The sequence below is a fragment of the Sodalis sp. RH20 genome (assembly GCF_047324205.1).
GTDB lineage: Bacteria > Pseudomonadota > Gammaproteobacteria > Enterobacterales > Enterobacteriaceae > Acerihabitans.
The window spans coordinates 5,864,093-5,880,463 of record NZ_CP178733.1; the positions used below are offsets into that span (position 1 = coordinate 5,864,093).

Consider the following 16,371-nt stretch of genomic DNA (forward strand, 5'->3'; position numbering starts at 1 on the left):
GCGGCGGCCCCCCGGCGAATGAACGGGGACCGGGTTACGACTGTGCCAGCGCGGCGTCCAGCCGGGCGGGAACGGCGGCGGCAAACGTATGCAGGTAATCGATAAAATGGCTGACCAGGGCCGATGCCGGACGGTGCAGCGGCCGGATCAGGCTGACCGTGAACGGCACCTGATGACTGAAGGGGCGTAATACCACGCCGCCGGCGGCGTAATCCAGCGCGGTCAGCGGATTGACAATGGAAATGCCGACCCCGGCGCGTACCATCGCGCACACCGACGCGGCGCTATGGGTCTCCACCACCATGCCGCGCTCCACGCCTTCCTGGCTGAACAGCCGATCCAGCAGCTGGCGGTAGCTGTCGGTGGCCGACAGGCTGATATACGGCAGACGGTGAAAATCCCGCGGGGTCAGGCGCTCCCGCCGGGTCAACTGGTGGCCGGCGGGCAGCACGCACACCTCGTTAAGGGTCATCAGGGTCTCGCGCCCGGTGCCCGCGGGGGTAAAGGTATTTTCCGTCAGGCCGATATCGTGGCGCTGGGCGGAGAGCCATTCCTCCAGCAGCGGCGACTCCTGCGGCACCACGCTCAGGCTGACCGCCGGATGACGGTCGAAAAAATCCCGGCATACCAGCGGCAGCAGCGATTGGGAAAACACCGGCAGGCAGGCCACCGACAGCTGCGCCTGGCGGAACTCGCGAATGGCCTGGGCGGCGCTGACAATGCGATCCAGCCCGTAATAGGAGCGCTGCACCTCTTCAAATAGGCGCAACCCTTCGCCGGTGGGTTTCAGCCGGCCTTTAATCCGCTCGAACAGCGTCATGCGCAGCAAATGCTCGAAGCGCGCCAGCTCCCGGCTGACCGTGGGCTGCGAGGTATGGAGCAGCGCCGCCGCCTCGGTAAGATTGCCGGTGGTCATCACCGCGTGAAAGATATCGATATGTCGCAACGAAATTGCCGCCATAATACCGCTCCCGGCCCCTAAACCCATATCATAGGTGAATAGCTGACGCTAAAATAGATATTTTATCGATAGCCAGTAATAGATAAAAATAGGCTCAAAGCGGTAACACCGACGGGAACCCCATGCCACATAACCTTTTTCACACCCAAAGCGCGCTTAACGCGGTCAATTTGCGGCAACTGGCCCGGCAATACGGCGGCCCGGTGTGGGCCTATGAAGCCGAAGTGATTAGCGAGCGCATCCGCCAGCTGCGGCAGTTCGACGTCATTCGTTTTGCCCAGAAGGCCTGCTCCAACATCCATATCCTGAGCCTGATGCGCGAGCAGGGGGTAAAGGTCGATGCCGTGTCCCTGGGTGAAATCGAGCGGGCGCTGGCGGCGGGCTACCGCCCGGGACAACAGCCGGCTGATATGGTGTTCACCGCCGATGTCTTTGACCGCCCGACCCTGCAGCGGGTGGTGGAGCTCGCCATCCCGGTCAACGCCGGTTCGGTGGATATGCTGGAACAACTGGGGCGGCATTCGCCCGGGCATGCGGTATGGCTGCGCATTAACCCCGGCTTCGGCCACGGCCATAGCCAGAAAACCAATACCGGCGGCGAAAACAGCAAGCACGGGATCTGGTATGCCGACCTGCCGCTGGCCATCGCGCAAATCCGGCGCTACGGCTTAAAGCTCGTCGGCCTGCATATGCATATCGGATCTGGCGTAGATTATGACCATTTGCGCCAGGTCTGCGCGGCGATGGTGCGGGAAGTTATCGCCTCCGGCCAGGATGTCCACGCCATTTCCGCCGGCGGCGGGCTGTCGGTGCCGTACCGGTTTGGCGAGGAGGCGATCAACACCGGGCATTACTTTGGCCTGTGGGATGCCGCGCGCCGTGAAATCAGCGACCATCTGGGCCATCCGGTGACGCTGGAAATCGAGCCGGGGCGTTTCCTGGTGGCGGAATCCGGCGCGCTGGTGGCGCAGGTGCAGGCGGTCAAGGAGATGGGCAGTCGCCATTTCGTGCTGGTGGACGCCGGTTTCAACGATCTGATGCGCCCGGCGATGTACGGCAGCTATCACCATATTTCGCTGATCCCGGCCGACGGCGGCGAGCCGGACGGCCGGGCGGAAATAGCGACGGTGGTGGGCGGCCCGCTGTGCGAATCGGGGGATGTGTTTACCCAGCTGGCCGGCGGCGGCATCGAGCCGCGGCCATTGCCCGCCGCCCGGGTGGGGGATTACCTGGTGTTCCATGATACCGGCGCCTACGGCGCCTCAATGTCGTCCAATTACAATACCCGCCCGCTGCTGCCCGAAGTCTTGTTCACGCAGGGCCGCCCGCGCCTGATCCGCCGCCGCCAGACGCTGGACGAGCTGCTGGCGCTGGAACGCTTGTAACCCAAAACGGCGGGGTCTTCGCCGGCGGCGCGGCGGTACCCGGGAACTCAGGCTTTGCTGCGCCCGGCCGCCGGCAACGGCGCCGCGGCCGCGGTGTCGGACGCCATGGGGCGATAGGCAATATAATAGACCAGCGCGACAAAGATGGCGCCGCCGGCGGCGTTGCCCAGGAACACGCCGGGGAAGTTGCCCCAGTACTGCGCCCAGGTCGCCTGCCCGGCAAAAATCGCCGCCGGAATCACGAACATATTGGCCACCACGTGCTGGAAGCCGAGATCGACAAACGCCATGATCGGAAACCAGATACCCAGGATCTTACTGGCCACATCCTTGCCGCTGTATGCCAGCCATACCGCCAGGCTCACCAGCCAGTTGCAGCCGATGCCGGAAATAAAGGCGTGCAGGAAATCGGCGGAAATCTTTGCCTGGGCGGTGGCCGCGGTTTTGGCCAGGAACGCGCCTTCGGTCAGGCCGAGCACGTGGCCGAAAAACCACGCAATCAAAATGCTGCCGGCGAAGTTGGCGACGGTAATCCAGAACCAGTTGCGCATCAGCGACATAAAAGAGATTTGCCGCGCCAGCCAGGCAATAGGCAGCGTCATCATATTGCCGGTCAGGAGTTCTCCTCCGGCGATAAGCGTCAGCACCAGCCCCACCGGGAACACCGCCGCCCCTAAAAAGACGCCGAACGACCCCCAGTCGGCGGGCAGGCTGGCGGTCACATGGATATCCAGCATAAAACCTATCGCGATATACGCACCGGCCAGACAGCCGAGCACCAGTAAATAGGGGAGCGGCGCGCGGCTTTTGGTGGCGCCCGTTTGCACAGCGATTGCTGCGACTTCTTTAGGAGAATGAAACGACATGGTAGTTTATATGTTAAAAGAAAGTGGTGATTCGCATCATATCCTCCCCCCGCAGCGAAGCCAACGGTTGGCCGCTAAAAGAGTGTTAAAAATTAAAACACCGTTCTGCACCGACATGGCCGCGGGCTTCAGGCCGCGCCGGCCATTCGCCGCCGGCGCGGCTTAAGGCCCGTGCGGATCAGCGCGCGGCCAGGTCCGCCAGCTCGCGGCGCATCAGGATAAATTCCTGCGCCAGATCCTGGCACAGCATGGCGGTCATCAAATGATCCTGCGCGTGGACCATGATTAAATTGACCGGCACCTTGCCCGTCCCCTCATCCAGCCCGATAAGCCGCGTCTGGATGGCGTGGGCGCGGCGCGAGGCCTGGCGCGCCGCGTCCATCCTCTCCCGCGCCTCGTCCCAGTTGCGTTCCCGCGCCGACTGGATGGCGCTCATGCTCTCGGAACGGGCTTCGCCGGCGTTAATCAGCAATTCCATTACGGTTTGTTCAAAATCTTCCATTCGCCACCTCTATTGGTATACCAAATTTGGTAATTTCATCATATTGGAATTCCAATGTTGGCTTGTGAGAGCATGATCACAGAAAATAAATTCAGTTACGCTAGTTTTTGGTATGCCAAACCCACAATAAAACCTGCCGGCTACCGGCAAACGTGCATATCAATAGGCTTAACTCACTGATGATGAGGTGGTGTCATGTCATTTAAGGATCGTATGATCGATTCTCTGGGATCGTTTGCCACTAAATTTAATAGCTTTCGCTATATTATGGCGATCAAGGCGGCATTTATTACCTTAATGCCGGTCATCATTGTCGGCGCGTTTTCGGTGTTGATCTCCAATATGGTGCTCGATCCGGTTAACGGCCTCGCCAGTTTTAGTTTCTTCGCGCCGCTGGCGACGCTCAAGCCTATTATGAGCAGTATTAACTACGCCACCCTGAATTTTTTAACCATCGGCGCGGTATTCCTAATCGGTATCGAGCTGGGCCGGCTTAATGGGTCACGCACCTTATTTCCCGGGCTGCTGGCGGTAATTTGTTTTATCGCCGTCACGCCGACCACGCTGCAGTTAATGGTCGGCGACCAGATGATGGTGGTCAAGGACGTGCTGGCGCGGCAGTTTTCGGATACCAAGAGCCTGTTCCTCGGCATGTTTATGGCGATTTTATCGGTGGAGGTTTATTCGCGCCTGGAAAAGGTGGATAAATTCCGCATCAAGATGCCGGATACCGTGCCGCCCAATGTGTCCGCGTCTTTTACCGCCCTGATCCCGGCCATTATCACCGTGCTGCTGCTGGCGACCTTTGGGTTCGTCTTCCAGCGCGTGACCGGCATGTATCTGTACGATGCGGTATATAAGGTGGTACAGCAGCCGCTGGAATCGGTGGTGCAAAGCCTGCCGGGCATCCTGGTGCTGATGTTCGTCGCCCAGATGTTCTGGGTCATCGGCATTCACGGCAACCAAATGATTAAGCCGATTCGCGAACCTTTATTGCTCGGCGCCATTACCGTCAATATGACCGCGTTTGAACAGGGCAAGGATATTCCCAATATCATTACCATGCCGTTTTGGGATGTGTATATGAGCATCGGCGGTTCCGGCCTGACCATCGGTTTATTAATGGCGGTATTGTTTACGTCCAAGCGCAAGGAGATGAAAGAAATCGCTAAATTATCCCTTGGCCCCTCGGTGTTTAATATTAACGAACCGGTGATCTTCGGCATGCCGATCATGCTTAATCCGATCCTGGCCATTCCTTTTATTATTACGCCGCTGGTCACCGGCACCATCGGCTATTTCGCCACCAGCCTGGGTTTTGCCGACAAGGCGGTGGTGATGGTGCCCTGGACCACGCCGCCGCTGATTAACGCCTGGCTGTCCACCGCCGGATCGATGGGCGCGGTGATTACGCAGCTGTGCTGCATCGTGGTGTCGTTCCTGATCTATCTGCCTTTTGTCCAGGTGGCGTCGCGCCGCGCGGACCAGGCGCAGCTGGCGGCGGAAATGAGCGAAGCATCCCGCGCGCAAACCCTTAAGTCATCGTGAGGACGGACATGAGCAAGGTTAGCATCGCCATCCCGGCGGATTTTATCCTGGGCGCCGCGGCGTCCGCCTGGCAAACCGAGGGCTGGAGCGGCAAGAAGCCGGGCCAGGATTCTTATCTCGACCTGTGGTACCAGCAGGACCGCCACGTCTGGCATAACGGCTATGGTCCGGCGGTGGCCACCGATTTTATCCATCGCTACGCCGAAGACGTGGCGCTGATGAAGCAGGCCGGGCTGACGCATTACCGCACCTCGATCAACTGGTCGCGTTTCCTGGTGGATCACGAGCAGGTGATTGTCGATGAAGACTATGCGGCCTATATCGATAATTTTCTTGATGTGATGATCAGGCAGGGTATTGAGCCGATGATCTGCCTGGAGCATTACGAACTGCCGGCCTGCCTGTTGGAACACTATGGCGGCTGGCAGTCGAAGCGGGTGGTGGAACTGTTTGTCCGTTACGCGGAAAAAGTGTTCGCGCGTTATGCCGGCAAGGTGAAGCGCTGGTTTTCCTTTAACGAGCCGATCGTGGTGCAGACCCGGGTTTACCTGGATGCCCTGCGTTATCCCTATGAACAGAATACCCATAAATGGATGCAGTGGAACCATCATAAAATCCTCGCCACCGCCCGGCTGGTACAGTTGTTTGAAGAACAAGGCTACCGGCGCGGCGGCGGATCGCTCGGGGTTATCCTTAATCCGGAGGTGACCTATGCCCGTTCCAGCGCTCCCCATGACCAGCGGGCGGCGCATCTCTACGATCTGTTTTATAACCGGGTATTCCTCGATCCGCTGCTGCTGGGCGTCTATCCACCGGAGTTAATGGAACTGCTGCGCCGCCATGGGGTCGAGTGGCAGTACGACGCGCAGGAACTGGATATTATCCGCCGTTATCCGGTGCATGAGGTGGGGATTAATCTTTATTATCCCCATCGGGTCAAGGCCCCCAGCCGCCAGTGGAATGACAATACCCCGTTCCATCCGGCATATTATTATGAGCCGTTCGAGCTGCCGGGACGGCGGATGAATCCCTCGCGCGGCTGGGAAATCCATCCCCGGATTGTCTATGACATGGCGCAGCGGATGAACCGCGATTATCCGGATATGCCCTGGTTTATCGCCGAAAACGGCATGGGCGTTGAACATGAGGAACGCTTTAAAGACCCCGCCGGCGTGATCCAGGATGATTACCGCATCGACTTTATCGCCGAACATCTGTACTGGGCGTTAAAAGCCCGGGAGGAGGGCGCGCGCTGCCTGGGTTATATGCTCTGGGCGTTTACCGATAATGTTTCGCCGATGAACGCGTTTAAAAACCGCTATGGTCTGATTGAAATCGACCTGCAGCAACAGTTGCGCCGGCAGCCGAAAAAATCCGCCGCCTGGTTCGCCCGCTTAAGCGCTACCCGCACCCTGGCGTTAACGCTCGATGACGAAGATAAATAAGAGGAATACCTATGAAACGTATCGTCCTGGCCTGTTCCGCGGGCATGTCCACCTCGCTGGTGGTGACCAAAATGGAAAAGGAAGCGGCCAGCCGCTCCCTGGAATACAAGATTTACGCCATCCCCGAACAAAACCTGCGCGATGAGCTGCAAACGTTCGGCAACGATATCCTGGTCGTGTTGCTGGGGCCGCAGGTGCGTTTTAAGCTGGCGGAAAACAAAAAGCTGACCGATGAATACCAGATCCCCATCGCGGTAATCGATTCGGTGGCCTATGGCACTTTAAACGGCGCGAAAGTACTCGATCAGGCCCTGGGTTTGTTACACTAGCCCGCGCGCCGGCAAACGGCAGGAAGCAAGCCTGCCGTCCTGTCGCGGGCATATCGTGTTTCAGGCTACGCGTTAACGGGCGAGGGGAAGAAGGTGTGATGTTGCAGGAAAAAAAACAGTATCAGGAAATTGGCCGGGATCTGCGGCAGAAGATCCAGTCAGGTCATTACCCGATCGGTACGCGTTTGCCCCCGGAGCGTAATATTGCGGAAACCTACGGCGTCAGCCGCACCATTATCCGCGAGGCCCTGCTGATGCTGGAGCTGGAGGGGGTGGTGGATATCCGCCAGGGATCCGGCGTATATGTGATACGCATTCCGGGCGCGGACACCGAGGGAACCCATTACCTTGAAAGCGAGGTGGGGCCGTTTGAACTGCTGCAGGCCCGCCAGCTTCTGGAGAGCAATATCGCCGCGTTCGCCGCCAAAATGGCCACCAAAATGGACATTGAAAACCTGCGCCGGACGCTGGAGCAGGAGCAGCGCGATATCATTACCAACGAGCGCAGCGAGAACAACGATAAGCTGTTTCACGAGCTGATTGCCGGCGCCACGCAAAACCAGATGCTGCTGGAAACGGTAAAATCCATCTGGCTGCGGCAGGAATCCAGCGCGTTGTGGCAGCAGCTCTACAGCCATATTGATACACGGTCCCTGCGGCTGCGCTGGCTGGCGGATCATCAGAATATCCTGGTGGCCCTGCGCCGGCGCGACGTGATGGCCTCCTACCAGTGCATGTGGCAGCATATGGAAAGCGTCAAAAACACCCTGATGGAAATTTCCGATGCCGATGCGCCGGAATTCGACGGCTTTTTGTTTGAATCGGTGCCCATTTTCCAGGGAAAACTGGTCTGATGCCGGTGGTGATTGCCCCGCTGGCGGACCATGCCCGGCATAAAGAACAGGTGACCGACTGGTTATGGCGCGCTTTCGGCCACGGCGCCGGCCGGGGGTTCTATGCCGCCATCGTCGACAATGGCATGCGCCGGGACGGCCTGCCGATCACCTTTATCGCCCTTGACGACGGCCGCCCGGTGGGCACCGTGGGCCTGTGGCGCAGCGATCTGTTGAGCCGCCAGGACCTCACCCCCTGGCTGGCGGCGCTGTATGTCGATGAAGCATACCGGGGGCGGGGCCTGGGACGGCAACTGCAGGCGTTTGTGCAGGATTTCAGCCGCCGGGCCGGTTTCGGTTCCCTGTATTTGTATGCCACCTTTACCGGCTATTATGAACGCCACGGCTGGGACTATATCGGCGACGGGATCGAATATCCCGATATGCCGGTGCATCTCTATCAGCTGCGCGCGGACGCGCGGTAAATCCGCGGTCGCCGCTTAAGGCGGCGGCGCGACCGAGTGACGCCTTACCAGGGTCGGGCTGAAGGTATTGGTCACCTCCGGCAGCGGGTCCCCGTTCGCCAGCGCCAGCGCCAGCTGCGCCGCCTGGGTGGCCATCGCCACCACCGGATAGCGGATAGTGGTCAGGCGCGGTCGCAGGTAACGTGAAATCAGCACATCGTCAAAGCCGACCAGCGAGATTTGCTCCGGCACGTCGATACCGTTATCGCTGAGGACCGCCAGCGCGCCGGCGGCCATGGAATCGTTGTAACAGGCGATGGCGGTAAAATTACGCCCGCGCCCCAGCAGGCTGGTAATGGCCTGCTCGCCGCCCACCTCGTCGGGTTCGCCGTAGGCGATAAGCTTCTCATCCACCTCGATATCATGATCCTTCAGCGCATCCAGATAGCCCTGCAATCGATCGGTGCTGTCGGAAATGGGATGGCTTGAACAGATAAACGCAATGCGCCGGTGGCCCTGCTGAATCAGGTGGCGGGTGGCCAGCCAGGCGCCATAACGGTCGTCGAGGGCCACGCAGCGGCTGGCATAGGCCGGCAGAATACGGTTAATCAGCACCATGCCCGGAATATGCGCCATCAGGGCGTTAAGCTCCTCTTCGGGGATCATCTGCGCATGAACCACCAGCGCAGCGCAGCGGTGGCGGATCAACTGCTCGATGGCCTGCCGTTCCTGCTCCAGGATATGGTAGCCGTTGCCAATCAGCAGAAAGTTACCGGTGCGATAGGCTACCTGCTCCACCGCCTTGACCATGGCGCCGAAAAAAGGATCGGATACGTCCGAGACGATAAGCCCCACCGTTTCGGTGGATTGCTGCGCCAGCGCCCGGGCATTGGCGTTGGGATGATATTGCAGCTCTTCCATGGCGCCAAGCACCGCCTGGCGGGAATTGTCGCTGGCCTTCGGTGAATTATTGATAACGCGCGAGACTGTGGCGACTGATACACCCGCCAGTTTAGCTACATCCTTTATGGTGGCCATATCGCTTACAAGCTCTCAATAGGGTAATCGTTTACATTATTAAGTTTTACGGAAAAAGCCCGCCGATGCAAGGCGTTGGCGCACAGCTTTGGTGATCGCTGCGGTATAAATGAAAATTATCGCCGCGACTGATTTTCTGCTTTGTGGCGGGGGGGCGATTAATGTTAGTTTTATGTTTCAATTCCTGAACAAGACACCAACAGCATGGCTATTTCACGTTTCCCCCATCTGGCCCATTGGGGGGCGTTTACCGCAGTGGTCGAGGACGGCAGGTTAATCGGCTGCGAGCCCTTCGCCGGCGATCCGGACCCGTCGCCGCTGCTGGACTCCATCGCGCCGATGCTATACTCGGACCAGCGGATCCGCCAGCCGGCGGTGCGCCGCTCCTGGCTGCAAAAAAGGGAGCGCAGCGACGGCGCGCTGCGCGGCCGGGAAGCCTTTGTCGATGTCAGCTGGGATGTGGCGCTGGACCTGATTGCCGATGAGAACCGGCGGGTGCGCGATCGCTACGGCGCGTCCGGCATTTTTACCGGCTCCTACGGCTGGTCTTCCGCCGGCCGTGTCCATCATGCCCGCTCGCTGGTCAGGCGCTTTTATTTTGCCGGCGGCGGGGCGGTAGACCAGGCGGGCAACTACAGCTGGGGCGCCGCGCAGTTTTTCCTGCCGCATGTCATCGGCACCTTCAGTCCGTTAACCGGGCGCGTCACCGCCTGGCCCAGCGTGATTGCGCACTGCCGGCTGTTTATCGCCTTTGGCGGCCTGGCGCTGAAGAATGCCCAGGTTTCGTCGGGAGGCGCGGCCGAGCACACGCTGAAACCCTGGCTGAAGCAACTGGCGGCTAAAGGCACGCCGGTGATCAACATCAGTCCGACCCGTGATGATTGCCCGGCGTTCCTCCAGGCGGAGTGGATCCCCATCCGCCCGAACACCGACGTGGCGCTGATGCTGGCGCTGGCCTATGAAATCCAGCGCCTCGGCGCGCAGGATGACGCCTTTCTGGCCCGCTATTGCGTCGGATATCAACAGCTGGCCGGCTATCTGCGCGGGCAGGATGACGGCATCGGCAAAACGCCGGCCTGGGCCAGCGCCATTACCGGCATACCCGAGGCGCGCATTGCACGCCTGGCGCGCCAGCTTATCGGCGTGCGCAGTTTCATGACCTGTTCTTACGCCGTCCAGCGGGCGCACCGGGGCGAACAACCCTATTGGATGGTGATTGCCCTGTCCGCCATGCTGGGGCAGGTTGGCCTGCCGGGGGGCGGTTTTGCCTTCGGCCACGGTTCGATGAACGGCGTGGGCAATCCGCGCCTGGACGCCCAGGCGCCGACCCTGCCGCTGGGGCCGAACGCCGCCGCCGGCCTGACCATTCCCGTGGCGCGCATCGCCGATATGCTGCTCAATCCCGGCGGACATTACACCTTTCAGGGCGAGGACCGGCGCTATCCGGATATCCATATGATCCACTGGGCGGGCGGCAATCCCTTCCATCACCACCAGCAGCTTAACCGCCTGCTGGCGGGCTGGAGCAAACCCGATACCGTGGTTGTGCAGGATATCTGGTGGACGCCGGCGGCGAAGCTTGCCGATATCGTCCTGCCGGCGACCACCTCCCTTGAGCGCAACGATATCGGCGGGTCTTCGCGCGACAGTTACGTGCTGGCGATGCATAAGGCCGTGGAGCCGCGGCACCAGGCGCGTAACGATATGGATATCTTCGCCGATCTGGCCGATCGCCTGGGCTATCGCGCGGCATTTACCGGCGGACGGGACGAACAGGACTGGATAGAGCATCTCTACCGCCAAAGCGCCGAGTCCCACGCCCGCGCCGGCCATGCGTGGCCGGCGTTCGCGCAGTTCTGGCGGGAAGGCCATATCAAGGTGCCCGCGCCCGCGCAGGATTTTATCTTGCTGGGGGATTTTCGCCGCGACCCGCTCGCGCATCCGCTGAAAACGCCGAGCGGGCGCATCGAGCTGTTCAGCGCCGCCATCGCCGGTTTTGGTTATGCCGATTTCGCCCCGCATCCGCAATGGCAGCCGCCGGCGGAATGGCTGGGCAGCGCGCTGGCCGCAACCTATCCGCTGCATTTGATTAGCCTGCAGCCTAAAGATCGGCTGCATAGCCAGCTTGATCCCGCGCCCCTGGCCCAGGGAAATAAAACCGCCGGCAAGGAGACGCTCCATATTCATCCCGATGATGCCCGCCGCCGCGGCATCCAGGACGGCGAAATAGTGGAGGTGTATAACCAGCGCGGCCGGATCCTGGCGGGCGCCAGGCATAACGACGGGGTGGCGCCCGGCGTTATCCTCATGGCCACCGGCTCCTGGTTTTCGCCGGGGCGGCAGGGCGATGAGGCCGGTATTGAACAGTCCGGCAATCCCAATGCGCTGACGCTGGATATCGGCACCTCGCCGCTGACCCAGGGCCCCAACGCCATGGGTTGCCTGGTGGAAGTGCGCAGGCGGTAAGGCTGAACGCCGTCGCCGCCGCCGGCCGTGACCAGCCGCGACCGCATTGTTTTAGACGGTCCGGGCGATAACCTGGCCGAATGGAATCAATGATGGGGTAAATTTTACAGTTGGTTTCATTTCGAGCGGTAATCTTGCGATTATGCGGTAGTGTAATCGGGTGACGGACTATAGAGTAGGTACTCCCAGAGGTATTGATTGGTGAGAAATCAGCATACTCTGTATGTTGAAACCATTTCAGTTGCACCAACCTACGCGGATGCGTAGGTTTTTTTTTGCCCGCGCTTTTCAGTTCCCGCCGCACGCTATTGTTATCCCGGACTTTATGTATGACCGCTTTTAGGTTGTAATACCTTTTGTGCGCCGCTTTTTTTTCTCTTCACCGGTTACCAGGCAAAAGGACCAGATTATGCAACAGGCAACGTTGGTAAATGAATACGGCCAGCCTATCGGCGCCCGGCTTGCGGACTGGCAGTCCCGTCCGCTGCCGCAAAAAATTACCCTGGCCGGGCGTTTTTGTCGCCTGGAGCCGCTGGCGTTAACCCATAGCCCGGCGCTGTTCAGCGCCTGGCACAGTATCGCCGACGAACGCGACTGGACCTACTTTTCCCGCCGCCGGCCGGCGACCCCCGCCGCGTGCGATGCCCTGATCGCCGCCAATGCGGCCAGCGGCGATCCGCTGTTTTACGCGGTCATCGACCAGGCTACCGGGCTGGCGGCGGGCTCGGTGGCGCTGATGCGCATCGACCCGGCCAACGGCGTGCTGGAAATCGGCTGGGTTAACTGGTCGCCGCTGATGAAACGATCGCCCTGCGGCACCGAAGCCATCAGCCTGCTGCTAAGCTATAGCTTTGACACCCTGGGTTACCGGCGCTGCGAATGGAAATGCCATAGCCTGAACCAGCCTTCCAACCAGGCGGCCCGCCGGCTGGGGTTTCAGTACGAGGGCACCTTCCGCCAGGCGGTGGTGGCCAAAGGACACAATCGCGATACCTGTTGGTATTCCATTATCGACAGCGAATGGCCGGCCGTCGGCCGGGCGTTGCGGGCCTGGCTGGATAGCGATAATTTTAGCGCCGAAGGCAGGCAAAAGCGGCCGCTGGCGGATTTCAGGTCCGCAAACCAATAAGGAGATGGTATGCTTTTTTCTGTGTTGCGCCGGCTGTTCCGGCTGCTTTATCGGGTGGAACTGATTGGCGATACGCGGGTATTGCAGCAGCCGAAGATCATGATTACCCCGAATCATGTCTCGTTTATGGACGGTATTCTGCTGGCGCTGTTTTTGCCGGTAAAACCGGTATTCGCCATTTATTCCACGATTACCGACGTATGGTATATGCGCGTGGTAAAACGTTATGTGGATATCCTGCCGCTCGACCCCACCAAGCCGCTCAGCATTAAACAGCTTATCAAGTATGTCGGCAGCGGCCGGCCGATTGTGGTCTTCCCCGAGGGGCGCATTTCGGTCACCGGGTCGCTGATGAAAATCTACGATGGGGCGGCGTTCGTTGCGTCCCGTTCGGGCGCAACGGTGGTGCCGGTCTGGCTGGATGGGCCGGAACTGACGCCGTTCAGCCGCATGGGCGGCATCATCAAGCGCCACTGGTTTCCCAAAATCACCCTTCATCTGCAGGCCCCGGTGTCCCTGCCGATGCCCGCGGCGCCCAGGGCGCGCGATCGCCGCCGGCTGGCCGGCGAGAACCTGCATCGCATCATGATGGAGGCGCGCATGGCCTCCCGGCCCCGGCAGACGTTGTATCAGGCGCTGCTGGCGGCGGCCCGGCGCTATGGCGTCGGCAAGCCCTGCATCGAGGATATCGCCTTCAGTCCGGACAGCTATCGCGGATTATTGAAAAAAATCTTCGGCGTCAGCCGGATTCTCGAACGTTTTACCGCCCGCGGCGAGCATGTCGGCCTGCTGCTGCCCAACGCCACCATTACCGCCGCCGTTATCCTCGGCGCCGGTCTGCGCGGACGCATTCCCGCGTTGCTGAACTATACCTCCGGCGCCAGCGGCATCAACAACGCGCTTAAAGCCGCCACCATCAATACTATCGTCACTTCCCGCCAGTTCCTGGACAAAGCCAAGCTGGCCGGCCTGCCGGAACAGGTCACCGGGGCGCGCTGGGTCTATCTGGAGGATCTGAAAGATCAGGTGACGCTGCGGGATAAGCTGTGGATCCTTGGGCATTTACTGTTCCCGGACCGGGCCGAGGTGGCGCAACAGCCCGGCGACAGCGCGCTGGTGCTGTTTACCTCCGGCTCGGAAGGCACGCCGAAAGGCGTGGTCCATTCCCATGACGGCATCCTGGCCAATATCGAGCAAATCCGCACGGTGGCCGATTTCACCCCGCGTGACAAATTTATGTCGGCGCTGCCGCTGTTCCATGCGTTCGGCCTCACCGTCGGTTTGCTGACCCCGCTGCTCACCGGGGCGCGGGTGCTGCTTTATCCGAGCCCGCTGCATTATCGCATTATTCCCGAGCTGGTTTACGACCAGAACTGTACCGTGCTGTTCGGCACCTCCACCTTCCTGGCGCAGTACGGCCGTCTGGCCCACCAGTATGATTTCGCCCGGGTGCGTTATGTGGTCGCCGGGGCGGAAAAATTGTCCGAAAACACCCGCTTGCTGTGGCAGGAAAAGTTCGGCATCCGCATTCTGGAGGGGTATGGCGTCACGGAATGCGCGCCGGTGGTGGCGATCAATGTTCCGCTGGCGGCGAAGCCTCATACCGTCGGCCAGATCCTGCCGGGCATGCAGGCGCGGATCATCGCGGTGCCGGGCATTGAACAAGGCGGGCGGCTGCAGCTGCGCGGGCCCAATATCATGCGCGGCTACCTGCGGGTGGAACATCCCGGCATCCTGGAAACGCCGGCGGCCGACAACGAACAGGGGGTGCGCGAAGAGGGCTGGTACGACACCGGCGATATCGTCACCCTGGACGCCCAGGGATTTTGCGCCATCCAGGGCCGGGTAAAACGCTTTGCCAAGCTGGCCGGCGAAATGGTGTCCCTGGAAAGCGTCGAGCAACTGGCCCTGAAGGTATCGCCGGACGCACGGCACGGCGCATCCGCCAAAAACGATAAAGCCAAGGGCGAGGGCCTGGTGCTGTTTACCACCGATGCCGCGCTGACGCGGGAGAAGCTGTTCCAGCAGGCCCGGCAGGACGGTATTGCCGAAATCTACGTGCCGCGGGATATCCGCCACCTCGACGCGCTGCCGTTGCTCGGCAGCGGCAAGCCCGATTATGTAGCCTTGAAAAAAATGGCGGAAGCCACGGAGCCACAGGGATGAACCCATCTGTAACCACTCCGGCGGGCGTATTATCCCGACCGATGCTGGCGGTCATGTCCGCGCAGTTTTTTTCCGCGTTTGGCGATAATGCGCTGCTGTTCGCCACCATTGCATTGATCAAGGAACAGCAATATCCGGCGTGGAGCCAGCCGGTGCTGCAAATGTTGTTTGTCGCCGCCTATATCGTGCTGGCGCCCTTTGTCGGCCAATTCGCCGACAATTTCGCCAAGGGCCGGGTGATGATGGCGGCTAATTCCCTGAAGCTTGCCGGCGCGCTGCTTATCTGTTTCGGTTTTAATCCGTTTATCGGTTATTGCCTGGTGGGGATTGGCGCGGCGGCTTACTCGCCGGCCAAATACGGCATTCTGGGCGAATTGACCCAGGGCGGGCAATTGGTCAAGGCCAACGGCCTGATCGAAGCCTCGACCATTGCCGCCATCCTGACCGGTTCCGTGGCCGGCGGGGTACTGGCCGACTGGCATCTGATCACGGCGCTGGCGGTCTGCGCCCTGACCTATGGCGTGGCGGTGGCGGCCAATCTGTTTATCCCGCGCCTGCCCGCGGCGCGCAAGGACAGCTCCTGGCATCCGGCGCGCATGGCGGGCCATTTCGGCACCGCCTGCCGCCTGCTCTGGCGCGACGGCTACACCCGCTTTTCCCTGATCGGCACCAGCCTGTTCTGGGGCGCCGGGGTGACCCTGCGTTTCCTGCTGGTGCTCTGGGTGCCGGTGGCGCTGGGCATTAACGATAACGCCACGCCGACCACCCTCAACGCCATGGTGGCGGTGGGCATCGTGTTCGGCGCCGGCGCCGCGGCCAGGCTGGTCACGCTTGAGACGGTACGGCGCTGCATGCCGGCGGGCATCCTGATGGGCGTGGTGGTGGTGGCGCTTTGCCTGCAACATCATTTGTTGCCGTCGTATCTGCTGCTGGCGCTGATCGGTATCCTGGGCGGCTTTTTTATCGTGCCGTTAAATGCGCTGCTGCAACAGCGCGGCAAGGAGAGCGTAGGCGCGGGCAATGCCATCGCGGTGCAGAATTTCGGCGAGAATATCGCCATGCTGCTGATGCTGGGGCTGTATTCGCTGGTGGTCAGGCTTGGCGTGCCGGCCGTGATTATCGGGGTGGGCTTCGGCGTCGTATTCGCGCTGGCGATTGCCTTGCTGTGGCTGACCACCCGCGCCGGCAAAACCGCCGGCTGAAGCCGTGGCGACACGCGGAGCGACCGATAGCGCCGCT

14 protein-coding genes are annotated in these 16,371 nt (G+C 60.6%); 10 read left to right on the plus strand and 4 right to left on the minus strand.

Features of this window, described 5'->3' with window-relative positions; all coding sequences use genetic code 11:
* Positions 1 to 34: 34 nt before the first annotated feature.
* Positions 35 to 961, minus strand: a complete 927-nt coding sequence (locus ACL2XM_RS26815) for a LysR family transcriptional regulator (RefSeq protein WP_413732015.1) — start codon at positions 959 to 961, stop codon at positions 35 to 37.
* Between the two features lie 122 nt (positions 962 to 1,083).
* Here ACL2XM_RS26815 and lysA point away from each other — a divergent pair, with 122 nt between their 5' ends.
* The gene (lysA, locus tag ACL2XM_RS26820) at positions 1,084 to 2,346 is read left to right on the plus strand and encodes a diaminopimelate decarboxylase (protein WP_410013661.1); all 1,263 of its coding nucleotides are present in this window, start codon (positions 1,084 to 1,086) and stop codon (positions 2,344 to 2,346) included.
* Between the two features lie 47 nt (positions 2,347 to 2,393).
* Here the strand turns inward: lysA and ACL2XM_RS26825 are convergent, their stop codons facing one another.
* Together ACL2XM_RS26825 and ACL2XM_RS26830 are read right to left on the minus strand one after the other, a co-directional pair.
* Positions 2,394 to 3,212 (minus strand): formate/nitrite transporter family protein, encoded by an 819-nt coding sequence (locus tag ACL2XM_RS26825; protein WP_413732016.1) that lies wholly within the window; start codon positions 3,210 to 3,212, stop codon positions 2,394 to 2,396.
* A gap of 178 nt (positions 3,213 to 3,390) precedes the next feature.
* The gene (locus ACL2XM_RS26830) at positions 3,391 to 3,714 is read right to left on the minus strand and encodes a PTS lactose/cellobiose transporter subunit IIA (protein ID WP_413732017.1); all 324 of its coding nucleotides are present in this window, start codon (positions 3,712 to 3,714) and stop codon (positions 3,391 to 3,393) included.
* Positions 3,715 to 3,909: 195 nt separating this feature from the next.
* Here ACL2XM_RS26830 and ACL2XM_RS26835 point away from each other — a divergent pair, with 195 nt between their 5' ends.
* The 5 genes from ACL2XM_RS26835 to ACL2XM_RS26855 all read left to right on the plus strand — a co-directional run bounded on the left by ACL2XM_RS26835 (position 3,910) and on the right by ACL2XM_RS26855 (position 8,354).
* Complete coding sequence (locus ACL2XM_RS26835; RefSeq protein ID WP_410013664.1) at positions 3,910 to 5,262, plus strand: PTS sugar transporter subunit IIC; 1,353 nt, start codon at positions 3,910 to 3,912, stop codon at positions 5,260 to 5,262.
* A gap of 8 nt (positions 5,263 to 5,270) precedes the next feature.
* Positions 5,271 to 6,707 (plus strand): glycoside hydrolase family 1 protein, encoded by a 1,437-nt coding sequence (locus tag ACL2XM_RS26840; protein WP_413732019.1) that lies wholly within the window; start codon positions 5,271 to 5,273, stop codon positions 6,705 to 6,707.
* 11 nt (positions 6,708 to 6,718) lie between these two features.
* Complete coding sequence (locus tag ACL2XM_RS26845; protein ID WP_413721351.1) at positions 6,719 to 7,036, plus strand: PTS sugar transporter subunit IIB; 318 nt, start codon at positions 6,719 to 6,721, stop codon at positions 7,034 to 7,036.
* A gap of 98 nt (positions 7,037 to 7,134) precedes the next feature.
* Positions 7,135 to 7,890 (plus strand): GntR family transcriptional regulator, encoded by a 756-nt coding sequence (locus ACL2XM_RS26850; RefSeq protein ID WP_413729515.1) that lies wholly within the window; start codon positions 7,135 to 7,137, stop codon positions 7,888 to 7,890.
* Positions 7,890 to 8,354: a GNAT family N-acetyltransferase gene (locus tag ACL2XM_RS26855; protein ID WP_413721350.1), complete on the plus strand. Its 465-nt coding sequence runs from the start codon at positions 7,890 to 7,892 to the stop codon at positions 8,352 to 8,354. Before ACL2XM_RS26850 ends, ACL2XM_RS26855 begins: the two co-directional genes overlap by 1 nt.
* Before the next feature lie 15 nt (positions 8,355 to 8,369).
* On the opposite strand, the gene galR is transcribed toward ACL2XM_RS26855, so the two are convergent.
* On the minus strand, positions 8,370 to 9,371 hold the full coding sequence (gene galR / locus ACL2XM_RS26860; RefSeq protein ID WP_410013669.1) for an HTH-type transcriptional regulator GalR: 1,002 nt from the start codon (positions 9,369 to 9,371) through the stop codon (positions 8,370 to 8,372).
* Positions 9,372 to 9,575: 204 nt separating this feature from the next.
* Between galR and ACL2XM_RS26865 the strand changes: the two genes are divergently transcribed.
* From ACL2XM_RS26865 to lplT, 4 genes are all read left to right on the plus strand, one after another.
* Positions 9,576 to 11,837 carry a molybdopterin-dependent oxidoreductase gene (locus ACL2XM_RS26865; RefSeq protein ID WP_413732020.1) on the plus strand — a complete coding sequence of 754 codons (2,262 nt, stop codon included), beginning with the start codon at positions 9,576 to 9,578 and terminating at the stop codon, positions 11,835 to 11,837.
* Between the two features lie 409 nt (positions 11,838 to 12,246).
* On the plus strand, positions 12,247 to 12,966 hold the full coding sequence (locus tag ACL2XM_RS26870) for a GNAT family N-acetyltransferase (RefSeq protein ID WP_410013671.1): 720 nt from the start codon (positions 12,247 to 12,249) through the stop codon (positions 12,964 to 12,966).
* A gap of 9 nt (positions 12,967 to 12,975) precedes the next feature.
* Entirely contained in the window at positions 12,976 to 15,132 is a 2,157-nt protein-coding gene (gene aas / locus ACL2XM_RS26875; protein WP_413732022.1) for a bifunctional acyl-ACP--phospholipid O-acyltransferase/long-chain-fatty-acid--ACP ligase, read from the plus strand.
* Complete coding sequence (gene lplT / locus ACL2XM_RS26880; RefSeq protein ID WP_410013673.1) at positions 15,129 to 16,334, plus strand: lysophospholipid transporter LplT; 1,206 nt, start codon at positions 15,129 to 15,131, stop codon at positions 16,332 to 16,334. The genes aas and lplT overlap by 4 nt, the downstream gene beginning before the upstream one ends.
* The last annotated feature ends 37 nt before the right edge of the window (positions 16,335 to 16,371 follow it).

Coding starts and splice junctions, on each gene's coding strand:
- ACL2XM_RS26840 (WP_413732019.1), top strand. CDS start 5,271: ATGAGCAAGGTTAGCATCGCCATCCCGGCGGATTTTATCCTGGGCGCC.
- ACL2XM_RS26865 (WP_413732020.1), top strand. CDS start 9,576: ATGGCTATTTCACGTTTCCCCCATCTGGCCCATTGGGGGGCGTTTACC.
- ACL2XM_RS26830 (WP_413732017.1), bottom strand. CDS start 3,714: ATGGAAGATTTTGAACAAACCGTAATGGAATTGCTGATTAACGCCGGC.
- galR (WP_410013669.1), bottom strand. CDS start 9,371: ATGGCCACCATAAAGGATGTAGCTAAACTGGCGGGTGTATCAGTCGCC.
- ACL2XM_RS26870 (WP_410013671.1), top strand. CDS start 12,247: ATGCAACAGGCAACGTTGGTAAATGAATACGGCCAGCCTATCGGCGCC.
- ACL2XM_RS26815 (WP_413732015.1), bottom strand. CDS start 961: ATGGCGGCAATTTCGTTGCGACATATCGATATCTTTCACGCGGTGATG.
- ACL2XM_RS26825 (WP_413732016.1), bottom strand. CDS start 3,212: ATGTCGTTTCATTCTCCTAAAGAAGTCGCAGCAATCGCTGTGCAAACG.
- ACL2XM_RS26850 (WP_413729515.1), top strand. CDS start 7,135: ATGTTGCAGGAAAAAAAACAGTATCAGGAAATTGGCCGGGATCTGCGG.
- ACL2XM_RS26845 (WP_413721351.1), top strand. CDS start 6,719: ATGAAACGTATCGTCCTGGCCTGTTCCGCGGGCATGTCCACCTCGCTG.
- aas (WP_413732022.1), top strand. CDS start 12,976: ATGCTTTTTTCTGTGTTGCGCCGGCTGTTCCGGCTGCTTTATCGGGTG.
- lysA (WP_410013661.1), top strand. CDS start 1,084: ATGCCACATAACCTTTTTCACACCCAAAGCGCGCTTAACGCGGTCAAT.
- ACL2XM_RS26835 (WP_410013664.1), top strand. CDS start 3,910: ATGTCATTTAAGGATCGTATGATCGATTCTCTGGGATCGTTTGCCACT.
- lplT (WP_410013673.1), top strand. CDS start 15,129: ATGAACCCATCTGTAACCACTCCGGCGGGCGTATTATCCCGACCGATG.
- ACL2XM_RS26855 (WP_413721350.1), top strand. CDS start 7,890: ATGCCGGTGGTGATTGCCCCGCTGGCGGACCATGCCCGGCATAAAGAA.